The organism is Clostridium sp. DL-VIII (genome assembly GCF_000230835.1).
Lineage (GTDB): Bacteria > Bacillota > Clostridia > Clostridiales > Clostridiaceae > Clostridium.
The window spans coordinates 4,135,026-4,150,381 of record NZ_CM001240.1; the positions used below are offsets into that span (position 1 = coordinate 4,135,026).

Sequence of the window (15,356 nt, forward strand, 5' to 3'; positions counted from 1 at the left end):
AAATATAAAAATTTAAATCTTATGTTATCTATATATTCCTTAGTATCTTTTCAATCCAACTAAAAATACGTTCATTGGCAATTAATTTAGCTCCAGCTTGGCAATGGAATTCAGCACCTTCTTCAGCTGTAAATAAAATAAAATCTTTGTGGCAGATAAGTTCTTCATACAACTGCTTTGCTTGATCTCTAAGCAGTTTGTCATTTTCCGAATCAACGATTAAGGTAGGGCATTGTATTTTTTCTGCTAATCCTTTCATATAAAAATCTCCAACCTTTAGAATGAATTCAGCAGGGGTATTTACACCAAATACATACATTCCATGTGAAAAGCTCCATTTTGCTTTTGAGTTTAATTCCATTTTTTCCTTAACAGCTTTATTAAATCCCTCTGAATCAGAAAGTGCGAAATTTAAAAATTCTTCTCTTGGCATATTAAAGATACTTGTAAATCCTCCTAAAAAATCATATACTCCTCCATTTGCTATGCAGCCTGCAAGTCTATGTTCAAAAGCTGCAGCTCTAGGAGCAAGATACCCGCCTAAACTTTGTCCCCATAAGACAATCTTCTTTGAGTCTACTTCTTTTCTTGTAATCAGATAGTCTACCACTGGAGTTATAACCTTCTCGTAATCATGTCTGAAAAATAGTTGTTGTTTATGTACGGCCTCTCCTTGCCCTGGCCCCTCGAAAGTAATACAATGCATACCGTGTTCAAGTGCATCCATTGCCATTCCGTAAAATGCTTCCTTTGTTCCATCAAAGCCAGTCATAGCAATTAAAACTGGTTTTGGTTCCTCTGAATCCTCTAATTTATAAAAATGTCCTGTAAGTGTTGTATTTTCATAGGGGATTTTCACTTCTTCAATAACAGGTTTATTAAGTTTTATAACATTAGAAAAACAATCTAGGCTTGCACTATATAATTCCTCTATCTTTGGGTCTTCTGGATTTTCATGAAGGTAGAATTCTGCAATTCTATAATAATTAGAAGCTCTAAGATAAGCTTTTCTTGCACTTATTAAATGGTCATTTGAGTAGCTTTCTTTTGCAACTCTTTGCAAACGCTTGGCTGTTTTAGTCCATTCTTCACACCAGCTCTCATAATCTCCTTCTTTAATCTTTTCTGCTGTTGAAACCACCTCTCCTATATCAGCAGCTTTGAAAGCAGTGTCTCCAAGAAGTCCCAATACCTTGGATGCGAATTGATCATCTTTAAAAATTAAATTATTCATATTCATTCTCCTTTACAGCATTTATTGTTTATGCAACATATTGTTGCTATAATTAAAATATATCAGATATAGATTTGTATTCAACCAACAATACTTATAGTTTGTTTTATATACAACAAAGGAGTGAAAATGTTGCAGAATAAACATGATATTCGAACAAAAAGGACACATCAGCAAATAAGAGATGCTCTTATTGATCTTATTTTTGAAAAACATTTTGATAACATCACAGTTGGTGATATTACTAATAGAGCCATGATTAATCGTTCTACCTTTTATAGGTATTATCAAGATAAATACGACGTTGTAATAAAAATTTTTGAAGATGCAATGGAAAAAATGAAGAAAGATTTAGGTCTTCCTAAAGAAAGCCTTAAGAATCTTAATGAAGACCAAAGATCTGATCCCTGGGTGAAACTATTTGATCACTTTGCTGAAAACAGTCGATTATATCTTGCAATGCTGGATGATTCATGTAACATATGGTTTATGTCTAGACTGCGCAGCAACATCATCTCAATGTTAAGAGAGCGTGAAAAATTGCGAAGCTCTTTTCTTGTAAGTGATAAAGACTGCTCCCCAGAGATTCAAGAAATGGCGTTCTTATTTACCGCTAATGCTTTAATCGGTACTATTGATTGGTGGTTAAAGTCAAACTGTACTCCAGATTCAGAGAAAATGTCTTATTTATTTAGATCTTATTTTAAAAACGGCCATGTAGGAATGCTTAATAAAAATTAATGTTGTGATTCAAATTTTGCATAAAAAAGACTAGACATTTCTAATTCACTTGAAATGTCTAGCCTTATATGTTTTATTAATTAATCAATTTCTTTCATTACGAAACTGATATGGTGTTAGCTGTGTATTTTTCTTAAATACTTTACTAAAATAGTTTCCACAAGAGAAACCACATCTTAAAGCAATTTCATTTACTGAAAGTTCTGTGTTATGTAACAAATGCATTGCATGCTGCATCTTAAGGTTTATAAGATATTTTAGTGGATTTATCCCTGTTTCCTTTGTAAATCCTCTGGTAAAGTGGCTTAATGATACACCAAGTTGTCCTGCCAAAGCATCAATTCCTTCAAGTTTTGAAAATTCATTTTTCATAATCTCTATTGCAGTTCTTGTCCTTATAGAATATTCATCTTGATTATAGGCTACCTTACTACATAATAAGCATAAAAAATGAAAAACAGTTTCGCTACCTACAAAAGGCTTAATATGCATCCCATCACTTAAATTTTCATAAAACTTTAATAAATATTGTATAACACTGCTCTTTTCAGGAAGCGTAATAATTTTACCCATTTTTCGTACTATTTTATCATAATATGGCTTCACAGCAGTTCCTTCAAAATGTATATATAAAAACTGCCACCCCTCTTCATCTAAATCCTCTGGACAATAATATTTTTCGTCATCTGGAATTTCAACAAAAAAGGCCTGCCCTTGCTCAATATAATATTTTTCATTCTTTGTCTCAAATATTCCATGCCCTTTTAAGGTATATTGAAACAAATATCCTTTTATATCTCTAGAATTATTATCAAAATAATAACTTGAAGTCCTCCTCTTTTCAATCCCCATATCCTTCAATTCAAATGGAGGATTTGGAATCTCATCAAAGAATACAAAACCATGTGACCCAAATTTATACGCCATCAAAAATTCACCCTTTTTATCAATTTATCACTCTTGTATCAAATTCAATCTATGTAATACACTTAATATAAAGCATTATATATTAATAAAAGCACTTACTATCATTATATCAAAAAACTACATTATGATCATATATTATAAGTTGTGTTAAAGAGTTTACATTGCATATTTTATGTCCGTATGCATGTAAGCGATAATGATATAATTTCATTATTGCAATTTATATAGTAACTTGTTTTTTATTTAATTTCTATTTTTAAGCGTGCCTAAAATGCAATGTTTACTTTTATTAAGGCGCGCAATAATCTTTTAATTTATAAAATTTTATTATAAGAGAGGATTTTTATCATGTTACTAAAAAACACCTTTGCACAAACTCCACCAATGGGCTGGAATAGCTATGACTATTATGACACTACAGTAAATGAGGCTCAAGTTAAAGCTAATGCTGAATATATGGCTAAATACTTAAAACCACATGGGTATGAATATGTTATTGTAGATATTCAATGGTCTGACCCACTTGCTGGTACTGACAGAGAAAATTTTCAATATATAAATTTCAACCATTTTAATATGGATAAATATTCTAGGCAGTTTCCCGCTGAAAACAGATTTCCATCTTCTAAAAATGGTGCTGGCTTTAAACCTCTTGCAGACTATATTCATAATTTAGGCTTAAAATTTGGCATTCACATTATGAGAGGAATTCCAAGATATGCTGCACATATGCATTTAAAAATCAAAGGTACCGAGGTAACTGCAAATAAAATTGCAAACCCTTATTCTATATCTAAATGGAATCCAGATATGTATGGCGTTGATTATGAAAAGCCTGGTGCTCAAGAATACTATAATTCTATTTTTGAATTATATGCAGAATGGGGAGTTGATTTCGTAAAGGTTGATGACATATGCAATACTAATTTCTATAAAGACAACCCTTATTCAGCTGAAAAAGAAATTGAAATGATCCATAAAGCTATATTAACTTCTGGCAGAAATATGGTCTTAAGTCTTTCTCCCGGACCTGCTGTAATTGAAAAAGCTTGGCACTTAGAAAAGTATGCAAATATGTGGCGTATTACTGATGACTTTTGGGATAACTGGGAGTTACTTAAAAATATGTTTGAACGTTGTGAAGTATGGCAAAATCATGTATCAACAGGCTGCTATCCTGATTGTGACATGATTCCCGTTGGGTACTTAGGTAAAGGTTTTGGCCATGAGCGCTATACTAACTTTACAATAAACGAACAAATTACATTAATGACCCTTTGGTGTATCTTTCGTTCTCCTTTAATGGTTGGAGCTGAGTTAACGAAATTAGATTCTAATACTTTAGAGCTTTTGACAAATGATGAAGTACTTTATTTAATATCAAATTCCCATGGAGCAATTCAAATTGAACGTTCTAACGAGCATGCTATATGGTTTAGTAAAGATAATAATGATGAAATCTATTATCTAGCTGCATTTAACTTATGTGAAGAAACTCAAACTATAGAGGTTTCTTTAAATGATCTTGGAATTAATTCAAATGTTTCTATACGTGATTTATGGACGCATGAAAACTTATCTCCAGCTGAAGATATAATTATTGCTAATGTTCCTTCACATGGCGCAGCACTATATAAATTAGTTTAAAAAAACTTAATATACTGGACAGTCAAAAATTCTGTTCAATTAACAAGCCTGTAGATCCTCATAAAATGAAGGATTTGCTTGCTTGTTTTTAATTATTTTAGTTATGCTTAAATTCGCATTTTTACATATAATGCGAAAAATGTTTTTACGTAAGTAGCTTGCTTTTTTTTATAAAACTTTTGACTGTTCAGCTATTTCATGGTCATCATAATACTAATAAGGGTAAACTACCCTATATATAGTTTCATTACAATAGGCATATTCTTTCTAAAAATTCATCAAAATATTTATAAAATTCCTCTTTCTTTGCTAAATGGACATTGTGGTCTTGATCTGATATTTCATAAGCTATACAATATTGTATCAAAATAAAACATATCAATATTATTTAGCTTGGCCATGTTTCTGTAGATTTTTGTTTTTAGCATATTACTTCCCTCCTACTTTATCTCGCTTACATTTTTTAATTTAATTTCTGCACAGCATACTTAACTAAATAGTAAAATAGCTTTATATCAAACTGTTGTCAGTTAATCTTCAAGTAATCTCCATTTTAATTTTTCTGAAATTATATATGTTGTTAATGGCTCAGCGAGGATATTCCTTTCGTAAATCTCCTTTGGATTTGAATAATACGATTTCACAATTTCCTATTTAATTTTATTGATTCATGATATAAGAATGATGCTTATTAACACTATCTAACATTATTCTCCGTCATAATATTCAACCTGTTGATTAGTTTTAAAAATCTTATCTATGTTCTTGCCCCAAATGCCTATTTTCCCTGAATCGGGATAAAACGCTACATCAATGTCATTATATGTATCAAAATCCAAATAAATCAATGCTTCACTTTCGGATATATTGGTCAATTTATGTGCAGCTTTTTCATTAGCTGGAAAAAATAAAAAATCTCCAGCAGAAACCTCTTTGCACTCAGTTGGAGTTTTTAGTAATCCTCTTCCGCTTATAATATAAAATGCTTCTTCATTTTTGGTATGATAGTGATAAGGATAGGCTGATTTTCCCGGTGGTATTTCATATACAGATATTGCACATTGTTCAGCAGCACCTTTAGAAACTAATTCACGCTTGTAATATTCATAACCTTCATGTTCGCTTTTGTGTTTACTAGGAATATCTTTAATTTTCACATGTAATAATTCATTCATAAAACTTTATCTCCCTCATTTTTAAAGTATTTACTACAACCAATAATATCGCAACAAACCACCATTATAGATCAATTATAGCATAAATTGTTAATATAGTATTATTCGATTTTCAAATATCAGTTTAATAATTTACTAAGTCAAATCTAAATTAGTTGAAGCTGGATATAGCATTAGAGCTGCATATAAAAATCGCATATTCAATTTCCCGAAACATATGATTTTACAATTTTTTATTTATTTTTTATTTCATAATATTAAGCTAATTATATTATTAGCTAATTATTTAAAAATTTACCCATTAATATAAGATCCTCATATCCTTTATTTGTTTTTATCGCTTTTACCTTCCTACCCTCTTCAATAAACCCAAATTTTTTATAAAGCGAAATTGCTTGAGCATTATTTCCAAAAACCTCTAAATCAATTTTTTCAATTTTATTAAGTTCTGCCCATTCAATAACCTTTTTCATCAGTGCACTACCTAAACCTTTATTAGAAAATGTATTCAAAATAGTTATCCCAAATAAGACAGTATGATTTAATCTAACTAATTTACTTCTATCTAAAGTAGCTGAACCTATTATCTTTCCATTAACTTCTGCAACTAAAAAAAATGCTGCATTTTTTATGTACTCTTCTTCTTGTTCAATAGTAAAGTTAAATTCATCAGGTGTTCTTGGAAAAAATGGGGATTCATCCATAACCTGTTTAACTAACTGAATTATCATTTCAGCATCTCTTGTTTCTGCATTTCTTATAAATAAGTTCATATTATTTATTAAATCATTCATAATCTTTCCTCCATTTAATGTGAATAATATTACTATTATAACACAAAATGTAAATATTATATTGTTCAATTTTCGTATTATTATTATTTATTTTCAAGTACAAGTTTAGCAAATTCTTCATAAGAAGCTTCTTCAACATTCCTAACATTCCTCAACTCTTCTGAAACATCTCTGAAAAAGCATGATGGAAGTTCACTTGCTTTCAGTTTTTTTTCCATACAAAGATTGCAACCTTGATTATGGTTATGTGGATGTAATTTACAATTATAATTTTTACATGTACAAAAATGTGTATCCATTAAATTTCTCCTCACTTGCTATTATAATGATTATATTTTCTTTACAAAACTATTTTAATTCCTCCCCTTAGGGCTGAGTCAATAATAACTTAAGATTATAAAAGTATACATTATTTTTTACAAACTTGTACTTATAATCATTGCCGAACCACTCATTACTGTTAATGATTATATCTATTATAAATATCGAATTATTCACTTTTCAAGGAGCATTCTTGCTTAATTACTTCACAATTTCTATAGTTGATGCTGATAATCTGCATCCCTTTATTAAAACGACACATAAAAAAATCGCAAATTCAATTTCTTGAATACTACGATTTTACAATTTTCTATTTATTTTTATTGATTCATGATATATGAAAATTACGACTTAAAAAACATTGTAAAACAAACCCTTATCCGATTTGTTGCTTCGATATGTGCGTATAGTTTAATTTCTTAAAATAATCCGTAGTTGTAATCAGCAACAGCACCATTATAATTTATAATCTCACCATTATGATTTTTGCCATCAAGGATTATGTCTGTTATTAACTTACCAGCTTCCTCTGCGGTCTTCATGTGTGGTCCTGTCGAGTTTCCATTTAAGTCAGTTGTTGTTCCGCCAGGCATGATCCCAAAAATTTCAAGGGGTTTTCCAGCTTGTTGGAAATTCAAAGCAAGGGTTTGTGTCATGGCATTTAGTGATGCCTTACTCGATTTATAGGAAAATGGATTAAAGTAAGGTGTCATGCCGATAGGAATTGTGATATTTACAATTCGCCCACTATTTTTTCCAAGTGTAGGTAATAATTGTTTAGTAAGCTCAAATGGCCCAAATACATTTGTTTCCATGACGCTTCTCAATTCATCCAACGTAAATTCATAGCCTGGTTTTCTCATGTCACCTGGAATAGCTGCATTATTAATTAATATGTCAAGATCAGAATGCTGTGATTTAATTGTGTTTACAGCTTCTATAATAGTTTCTTGATTCTGCAAATCAATATTTATATAAGTTGCTTTAATGCCTTCACTAAGAAGTTCATTAACCGCTTCAAGTCCGCGTTTTTCATCTCGCGATCCTATTAACACAGTCCACCCACTTTTCCCCATTTCATGTGCTATTTGTTTACCAATCCCTTTGTTCGCTCCTGTGATAAAAACTTTCTTTGACATATCTTAGCCTCCTAATCTTTTCTTTGTTTCATTTATATTTTTATTAACTACTTTAATATGAACTTTTATGTGTTATATACTAATGCTATCACATAGAGTTATGTCTAGGTCAAGTGTTTTTACAAAATTATAAGGGTATTTATAAATGGGCTATTCTATTAAAATGCAAATTAATTTATTTCTAGTTCTTTATTAAATTTGCACCTAATTCAAATGCTTTTTGACAATCTAAAGGAAATTGAATTTTTCTATGTGCTGCTTTTTCTTCCTCAGAGAAAGATTCAACTTTATATTTTGAGTAATCATCAAATTGATAAGTATTATTTGAATACATAACTACAGGTTTTGTAAATATATGTCCAATATTAGATTCCATGCGCTCGAAAGTTTTTAAATAACCAATTTGCTCCATTACTTCCTCTTTAACATTCATTGTATAAATGAATGCTGTTGGCATCCTCTTTGGCGCCAATGAAGTACCCTTATTGTCATACACAAGATAGGGAAATAATAGTCTTTCTAAAAATGATAGGAATTTACCTGTTACATTACTAAAATATACTGGAGAACTAAAAATAAGCCCATCAGCTTGAGATACTTTTTCCAAAACTTCTTGAAGATCGTCTTTTACTGCACATTTTCCATAACTTTTACTTCCAAGTCTTTTACAAGCAAAGCAACTTATACACCCAGTATAGTTTAAATCATATAAATTAATTATTTCAGTTTCAATTTCTTCATCTTTTGCAGATTCTTTTACTCCATCTAAAGCTTTTTGAAGTAATGTAGCTGTATTTTTATTTTTTCTTGGGCTCCCGTTAATACCATAAACTTTCATAATAAAACTCCTTTTTCTATATATTTCTCTTTATAATGTTTTATTTTTAACTTTTTGTTATAATTAATATAGCATACGAGCAGAGATATACAAGTATGCAGTTTTTTCTGTTTCAGTATAAAAATTTGACAGAAAGAGGTAAGGCCTTACTTCCCACATTTAAGGAATTATATATATGGGGCGAAGACCAACTAAAACTTGATACGTCTAAATCAGATTATAAATAATATAAAATAATAGGGATAGTATATAAATTTAAGTATAAATAAATCTATATATTGTCCTTATCATTATGTATTACTTACTCATTTCTTTCTTATATATTTTTAAATATTCCCCTGAATATTCAATACCATCTTCAAGATATTCCCATCCAGTTTTTTCATAATAGTCACAAATATCAGTATAAAGAAACAGTTCTGTAAAACCTACTTTTCTACAATACTCAACCAAAAAATTCTTTAATTACTTTATATTCAGTTTTCTATCAGTTTTAATATCTCATTATTTATTACATCAGGATGTGTGTGATATATGGCATGTCCTGCACCATCAACTACTATTTGTTGACCATTCTTTTAATTTAGCTTGACTGTTATTCCATATATCATCCGTCATATTTAGCTCTAATTTGAATAATGTGATTTTACAATGTGTTATTTAGTTTTAATCATTCATAACTCAATAAAATTGTGTGTTAATATATTGAAGACTCATAGTTTCATTATCTTGAATTTTAGAAAATCCAAATTCAATTTTGTATTTATTGATTTTATCAAAGTATGTTTTATAATTACGCACTAAAAAAATCACATTTTCACTTATGAATAATGTGACTTTTTAATCTATTTTTTACTTTTTATTAATTCATATTTTATACATATCCATATAACATAAAATATTGTATGGATATTATTGAGCTTTATTAATAAGTTTTAGCTTATATACTATATTTGAACCTCTATCTCTGCTAAATTCAATGCTTTTCCGCCGACCTTGACTTCAATAACTTCTTCCCCTTCAGTTCGTAAAGCAACAATTATTTCTGAAGGCTTTCCCATTGAATAACCTTGCTCAATAATTATATGATTAGCATTGTCAGATTTAATTTTATCATATTTAAGTAGATAACATGCAAGAGCACCATTAGATGTACCAGTTGCAGATTCTTCAGGTATTCCATAGAGTGGCGCAAAATTCCTACAGTAGGCATTTGAATCATTAAGAGATTCAAGCGTAAAAATATGATATCCAATCGTATTATATTTACTGCTAATTTCTGATACTTTTTCAAAATTAGGCTTTATTGCATTAACCATATCTATATTCTTAATTGGTATAAGTATATCCCTAAGGCCTGTAGATACTATTTGCACTGGCAGTTCTTCAATCATTTCATTTATAGTAATATTCAATGAATCTGCAATTTCTTCCTTAGATATTGTTTGATGATAACTTGGAGCATTTTGGTTCATCATTATTGAAAAATCTTCTTTTAACTCCACACTTAAAATTCCTGCTTTAGTTTCTTGAAGGTACTTACCAGGTTTAATTACTCTTTTACTTAACAATGTACTAAAGGTTCCTATCGTGGCATGTCCACAAATATCAACCTCTTCATTCGGTGTAAAAAACCTAACTTTAAAGTCTGCTAATCCTGATTTCATGACAAATGCAGTCTCACTAAAACCAATTATACCTGCAATTTTTTTCATACTATCTTCTGATAAATCATCTGCATTAAGCACAACTCCAGCAGGATTCCCTCCCTCTGCGCATTTTGCAAATGAACTTAATGTATAAGCTTTCACCTTCATAAAAAATTCCTCCTAAAAATTCCGCATAAACTTTCCATTTACACCAAATTATTGATTTAGCACATTATTATGAATACATTATAGCATGTTTTCAATTTATCACTTTATTGGATTTTCAAATAACATTTTTATAACTACTACGTCAAATCTACATATTGTTTCAGATCTACATTCATTTGTAGAATTATGCATAAAAAAATCGTAAATCCAATCTCTTGAATAATACGATTTTACAATTTGCTATTTATTTTTAATGTTCATAATTTCTGAAAAATACAAAACATCTAATATTCAAGATATTTTGATTCAAATGGATACTTGGCATAAGCTGTTTTATGTTTCTTAAACCCCAATTTTTTATAAAAGTTTTCATTACCAAACGTTGAAGTTAGGTGAATTGACATATGTTCTTCTCCTTTTAGTAGCAGATCCATACACCCTTTTCCAACACCATTTTTCTGGTATTCAGGCAACACTCCTACATCAAAAATAGAACCATAGGATATGCCATCAGATAACATTCTACAAGAACCTACCAAAGTATTTCCATCCCATGCTGTAACAACCTTATAACTCTTTTGGAAAGCAGCTTGAATTTTATCAAATTCCCTGCTTTCTATAAAGCGTCTTAACAACCCAACCCTTTCATATAAATTGAAAAGTTGAGGCCAATCAATATACTCTAATCCAATTTTATAGGAAATCATCTTTATCACTCCTTTAGATTTATACTACTTCTTCATTTACTATTCCGCATCAATTATAGCATATTTTGTAAAATCACATCATTAAATTTTCAAAGAAAATATTTCATCAATTACTTCACAATATTAGAATTGCCTGTTAAAAAAATCGTAAATTCAATCTCTTGAATAATACGATTTTACAATTTAATACTTATTTTTTTAATTCACAATTTTAAGAAAACTACGTACTATTGAATTTCTGCAAAAATTTCATGTATATTTCCATCTGGATCAGCAAATAGTGCTGTTCTTTGACTCCAAGGCATATCTTGTGGTTCATGAATAGGAGTTGCTCCTTTAGAGATTAACTTATTAAATGATTCATCAACATCATTAGGATTTTCACATGGGAAAGCAAGCTCAAATCCTTGTCCAGATGACTCTTTCCGATATTCGTTACTATACACATACATAACCTCTCTCATACAAATAGCAAACCTTACTCCATCGTTTTCAAATTCAACATAATTCCCAAGGTCATTTTCAATTCTAAATCCGAGAACTTGATTATAGAAATTCTTCATTTTATCTATATCATTTGTCCAAATCGTAATAAGATTAATTTGTGCTTTCATAATATATTTTCCCCTTCTCAATTTAACATATAGTTCGCTTTAATTTACCATTACAAATTAATTATAACATTTTTTGTAAAAATTGCATTATATAATGTTAAAATTTGGTATATTTTAAAACTTAATACTATTATTTTCGTAAATTTAACGCATTGATTTTGGGTCAAGTTAAATGCCTTAAATAAATTCTCCTTAGCCTTTAAAAATAAAAAATAAACTAAAATCAAGGAAAAACCTATTCCAAATACCAATACACAAATATGAGGTATACCATAAGTTACAATATTTGCAACATCGCCCCGTAAGAATATATTACGAACTATAAAATAATTAAAGAATTCATTTACATTCCAAAATAAAAACAAGTATAAAACATAACATAAAAACTTGTTGAGATTTCTGTAAAAGAATATCAACAATATTATTATACTTACAGCAAAAATAAAATTTACAATCAAACCTGCTGCTGATATTAATATTGCTTTATATTGTATTAATTTTGACACCTTATCATAATCAACATTTTCACTTATTCCAAACATAAAAATTTTTGTACTATAATGAAGATCAAATGGATTGTTTTTAATATCAAAAAAATATGCAACTATTGAATGACCTAATTCATGTGATAAAGTTGTTAAGCATGAAGTTATATACACAAGTATATATGGAATTATATCTATAATAATCATTTTAAATCTTTTCATTTTTACTCCTTATAAACTTATTACTTTATTTATACTAAAATACCATTATAGATAAATTATAATATATTTTGTAAATATAACATTATTAATTTATCAAAGAACTATTTTTTATTTACTACGTCCAATCTACAGTGGATGCAGGAAATCTACATCCGTTTTTACTATTAAGCAGTAAAAAAATCGTAAATTCAATCTCTTAAATAATACGATTTTACAATTTGCTATTTAATTTTATTGATTCATGCTATAAAAAATTGCACATTAAAATAAATGAAAAGTATTTAAAACCTTGGGTTCTACTTATCTAATTTAAGTTGTTCTTCCCCCCATAGATATAATTCATTCAATGTGGGAAGTAGTTCTTTACCTCTTTCCGCTAAGGAATATTCCACTTTAGGAGGAATAGTTTCATATTGAGTTCTAACAATGAGCTTATGTTCTTCTAATTCTTTTAAGGACTTTGTAAGCATCATATTAGTAATGCCGTTAATCTTTCGTTTTAGCTCATTATATCTAGTAGAATCTTTAGCTGATAAATACCATATGATAGGTAATTTCCACTTTTGTCCTATAATATCAAGTGCATATAGAACTGGATATTCTGTTCCATATATATTATCATCAGGGAATTCTTTAATACCAATTATATAACTATTCATAAATACAACTCCTTTAAATTTGCAGTATATTTTTTATACTTACACTGAAAAAACTGCATACTTGTAAAACTTATATCACTATGTTAAGTTGATTATAACAAAAACATAAAACATTTGAAAGAGGAGAGATACTATGAAAATAATTGCTATTAACGGAAGCCCAAGAAAAAATAAAAACACTGTAACTTTATTAAATAAAGCTCTTGAAGGAGCTAAATCACAAGGATCAGAAATTGAATTGATAAATCTTTATGACTTAAAATATAGAGGATGCATCAGCTGCTTTGCCTGTAAAAGGAAGGATGGAGAGCATGGTAAATGTGCAATGAAAGATGATCTAACACCTATTCTTGAAAAATTAAAAACAGCAGATGCTATTATTTTTGGTTCACCAATATATAATATGAACATTACTTCTGGAATTAGTGCACTTTTAGAGCGCTTCATATTTTCAAATGTTATATATAGTACAGAAATACCAACTGTTTATCCGAGAAAAATTCAATCAGGATTTATTTATACTATGGGTATAACAGAAAAATATATGGAGGATACTGGATACAAATTAATCTTAAAGCCATATCAGGATTCTATTTCAATGGTGCTTGGAAACCCAATAAAGCTGTTATATAGTTATGATACTTATCAGTTTACTGATTATGAGAAATATGAGTCTTCTATGTTTTCAGAAAAAGAAAAAGCAAAACATAGAGCTGAACAATTTCCAATTGATTGTCAAAAAGCCTTTGATATGGGGGTAAGCTTAGCTATAAATGTTTAATAAATTTTAAAGATGTTGTGAATAAAGATAAATTCATATGATGATTGTATTAACTAAATGGAAGTGCTTCAGAATGAGGCACTTCTGAACACCTCTTTGTAGTAGCTATTTTTTATCAATAAAAATCAAATGTATATATAACATCTATCTTCGCATAATAGGAATTGAATAGTATATTTAATTCTAAAATATTAATATTATGAAAGGTTGTTAAACTTAATGAAAAGATTTATTTTATCATTTTTTATTGTATTATTTCTATCATTTACTATAATCGGTTCTACTACCACTCCTAATCCTCTTACCTCAAATGTGTTTAAAGAAGGTATTTACAAATTAAATACTTATGAATCGATTTTAAAAGATAAGATGTACAAAGCTGAAAATGTCTCTACAGATAAAAGTTCCTATTTAACTATCTACGATGATAACTTTATGCCACTTCAATCAATAAGGCTACAACCACAGTCTATAAAATACGACTTAACCCCATTAAAAGCTAATTATACAATGGTGATAGTTGGTGATGGCGATATATATTTTTCATAAAATTAAACAGTAGATGTGTTTCTTCTGACTGCTGCTCTTATATGAAACGCATTTTTTTTGGCAATACTTTATTTTGCCCTCCAAATACATATTCACCAAATGGAGCCCCAAATGTAATGGATAACTGTAATAAAGCCATTCCAAACGTAATAACAGAACATATAAGTGAACTAACATAACCTATCATATTAACATCTCCTCGATTTTTTATATTGCATTTGTTAATATAATAAACCCTGTAGTATACTACCTAGTCAATACTCTTTTTATTCTATTTTTCGCTTTATTTCAATACAACTTCTTATATTATAATTCTCAATATTATAGACAACCTTTTCCAATCCCCTTTTTAAACTACGCAAATCTTCAATTTTATTGTTAATTACCTCTATTTTCTTGAATATCATTTCCTTGAATAAATCATTTTGAGAATTCAACTCTTCTTCCGGAAAAGAAATAATATTTTTTATTTCATTCAGAGTAAAACCAGAATCTTTTATTATTAAAATTACTTCCATTACTTCAATATGACGCTTTGTATATATTTTATAACCATTTTCCTTTTTTTCAGGTAATGGTAATAATCCAAACTTTTCATAGTATCGAATTGTTTCCTTATTTACTCCTAGCAATTTAGAAATTTGACCTATTGTATATTCTTCCATTTATCCTCCATATAACTGATTACTCTCACAGTTTAAAAATA

At 28.9% G+C, this 15,356-nt stretch carries 19 protein-coding genes and 1 pseudogene; 5 read left to right on the forward strand and 15 right to left on the reverse strand.

All coding sequences use genetic code 11. The annotated features are described in order from the left end of the window. Window positions 1-28: 28 nt before the first annotated feature. On the reverse strand, window positions 29-1,234 hold the full coding sequence (locus tag CDLVIII_RS19015) for an alpha/beta fold hydrolase (RefSeq protein WP_009171095.1): 1,206 nt from the start codon (window positions 1,232-1,234) through the stop codon (window positions 29-31). Window positions 1,235-1,363: 129 nt separating this feature from the next. Here CDLVIII_RS19015 and CDLVIII_RS19020 point away from each other — a divergent pair, with 129 nt between their 5' ends. After that, on the forward strand, window positions 1,364-1,975 hold the full coding sequence (locus CDLVIII_RS19020) for a TetR/AcrR family transcriptional regulator (protein ID WP_009171096.1): 612 nt from the start codon (window positions 1,364-1,366) through the stop codon (window positions 1,973-1,975). Between the two features lie 84 nt (window positions 1,976-2,059). Here the strand turns inward: CDLVIII_RS19020 and CDLVIII_RS19025 are convergent, their stop codons facing one another. Further along, window positions 2,060-2,902, reverse strand: coding sequence for an AraC family transcriptional regulator (locus CDLVIII_RS19025; protein ID WP_009171097.1), 843 nt, complete (start codon window positions 2,900-2,902; stop codon window positions 2,060-2,062). Between the two features lie 348 nt (window positions 2,903-3,250). Between CDLVIII_RS19025 and CDLVIII_RS19030 the strand changes: the two genes are divergently transcribed. Then, window positions 3,251-4,549 (forward strand): glycoside hydrolase family 27 protein, encoded by a 1,299-nt coding sequence (locus tag CDLVIII_RS19030; RefSeq protein ID WP_009171098.1) that lies wholly within the window; start codon window positions 3,251-3,253, stop codon window positions 4,547-4,549. Window positions 4,550-5,256: 707 nt separating this feature from the next. Here the strand turns inward: CDLVIII_RS19030 and CDLVIII_RS19035 are convergent. The 5 genes from CDLVIII_RS19035 to CDLVIII_RS19055 form a co-directional block, all read right to left on the reverse strand. Further along, the gene (locus CDLVIII_RS19035) at window positions 5,257-5,724 is read right to left on the reverse strand and encodes a cupin domain-containing protein (RefSeq protein WP_009171099.1); all 468 of its coding nucleotides are present in this window, start codon (window positions 5,722-5,724) and stop codon (window positions 5,257-5,259) included. Between the two features lie 278 nt (window positions 5,725-6,002). Continuing rightward, on the reverse strand, window positions 6,003-6,518 hold the full coding sequence (locus tag CDLVIII_RS19040; RefSeq protein ID WP_009171100.1) for a GNAT family N-acetyltransferase: 516 nt from the start codon (window positions 6,516-6,518) through the stop codon (window positions 6,003-6,005). An 83-nt stretch (window positions 6,519-6,601) separates the two neighbouring features. After that, a complete protein-coding gene (locus CDLVIII_RS19045; protein ID WP_009171101.1) occupies window positions 6,602-6,817 on the reverse strand; it encodes a DUF6485 family protein in 216 nt (71 codons plus the stop codon). Window positions 6,818-7,258: 441 nt separating this feature from the next. Next, a complete protein-coding gene (locus tag CDLVIII_RS19050; RefSeq protein ID WP_009171102.1) occupies window positions 7,259-7,978 on the reverse strand; it encodes an SDR family NAD(P)-dependent oxidoreductase in 720 nt (239 codons plus the stop codon). 181 nt (window positions 7,979-8,159) lie between these two features. Beyond that, entirely contained in the window at window positions 8,160-8,816 is a 657-nt protein-coding gene (locus CDLVIII_RS19055; RefSeq protein ID WP_009171103.1) for a flavodoxin family protein, read from the reverse strand. A 122-nt stretch (window positions 8,817-8,938) separates the two neighbouring features. Between CDLVIII_RS19055 and CDLVIII_RS32195 the strand changes: the two are divergent. Then, window positions 8,939-9,043, forward strand: a pseudogene (locus tag CDLVIII_RS32195) (transcriptional regulator); the annotation flags it as partial. A 70-nt stretch (window positions 9,044-9,113) separates the two neighbouring features. Here CDLVIII_RS32195 and CDLVIII_RS19060 read toward each other — a convergent pair. The 6 genes from CDLVIII_RS19060 to CDLVIII_RS19085 form a co-directional block, all read right to left on the reverse strand. Next, window positions 9,114-9,269, reverse strand: coding sequence for a hypothetical protein (locus CDLVIII_RS19060; RefSeq protein ID WP_186005509.1), 156 nt, complete (start codon window positions 9,267-9,269; stop codon window positions 9,114-9,116). A gap of 494 nt (window positions 9,270-9,763) precedes the next feature. Continuing rightward, entirely contained in the window at window positions 9,764-10,633 is an 870-nt protein-coding gene (locus CDLVIII_RS19065; RefSeq protein ID WP_009171104.1) for a PhzF family phenazine biosynthesis protein, read from the reverse strand. Window positions 10,634-10,917: 284 nt separating this feature from the next. After that, window positions 10,918-11,340, reverse strand: a complete 423-nt coding sequence (locus tag CDLVIII_RS19070) for a GNAT family N-acetyltransferase (RefSeq protein ID WP_009171105.1) — start codon at window positions 11,338-11,340, stop codon at window positions 10,918-10,920. A 227-nt stretch (window positions 11,341-11,567) separates the two neighbouring features. Continuing rightward, window positions 11,568-11,954 carry a VOC family protein gene (locus CDLVIII_RS19075; protein ID WP_009171106.1) on the reverse strand — a complete coding sequence of 129 codons (387 nt, stop codon included), beginning with the start codon at window positions 11,952-11,954 and terminating at the stop codon, window positions 11,568-11,570. A gap of 50 nt (window positions 11,955-12,004) precedes the next feature. Beyond that, entirely contained in the window at window positions 12,005-12,661 is a 657-nt protein-coding gene (locus tag CDLVIII_RS19080) for a site-2 protease family protein (RefSeq protein ID WP_009171107.1), read from the reverse strand. A 296-nt stretch (window positions 12,662-12,957) separates the two neighbouring features. After that, window positions 12,958-13,320: a helix-turn-helix domain-containing protein gene (locus CDLVIII_RS19085; RefSeq protein ID WP_009171108.1), complete on the reverse strand. Its 363-nt coding sequence runs from the start codon at window positions 13,318-13,320 to the stop codon at window positions 12,958-12,960. 133 nt (window positions 13,321-13,453) lie between these two features. Here CDLVIII_RS19085 and CDLVIII_RS19090 point away from each other — a divergent pair, with 133 nt between their 5' ends. Next, window positions 13,454-14,101 (forward strand): flavodoxin family protein, encoded by a 648-nt coding sequence (locus tag CDLVIII_RS19090; protein WP_009171109.1) that lies wholly within the window; start codon window positions 13,454-13,456, stop codon window positions 14,099-14,101. Window positions 14,102-14,320: 219 nt separating this feature from the next. Then, window positions 14,321-14,650, forward strand: coding sequence for a hypothetical protein (locus tag CDLVIII_RS19095; protein ID WP_009171110.1), 330 nt, complete (start codon window positions 14,321-14,323; stop codon window positions 14,648-14,650). Window positions 14,651-14,687: 37 nt separating this feature from the next. On the opposite strand, the gene CDLVIII_RS31480 is transcribed toward CDLVIII_RS19095, so the two are convergent. Both CDLVIII_RS31480 and CDLVIII_RS19100 read right to left on the reverse strand, forming a co-directional pair. After that, complete coding sequence (locus CDLVIII_RS31480) at window positions 14,688-14,837, reverse strand: hypothetical protein (RefSeq protein WP_009171111.1); 150 nt, start codon at window positions 14,835-14,837, stop codon at window positions 14,688-14,690. 79 nt (window positions 14,838-14,916) lie between these two features. Continuing rightward, complete coding sequence (locus tag CDLVIII_RS19100) at window positions 14,917-15,315, reverse strand: MerR family transcriptional regulator (RefSeq protein WP_009171112.1); 399 nt, start codon at window positions 15,313-15,315, stop codon at window positions 14,917-14,919. Between the last annotated feature and the right edge of the window lie 41 nt (window positions 15,316-15,356).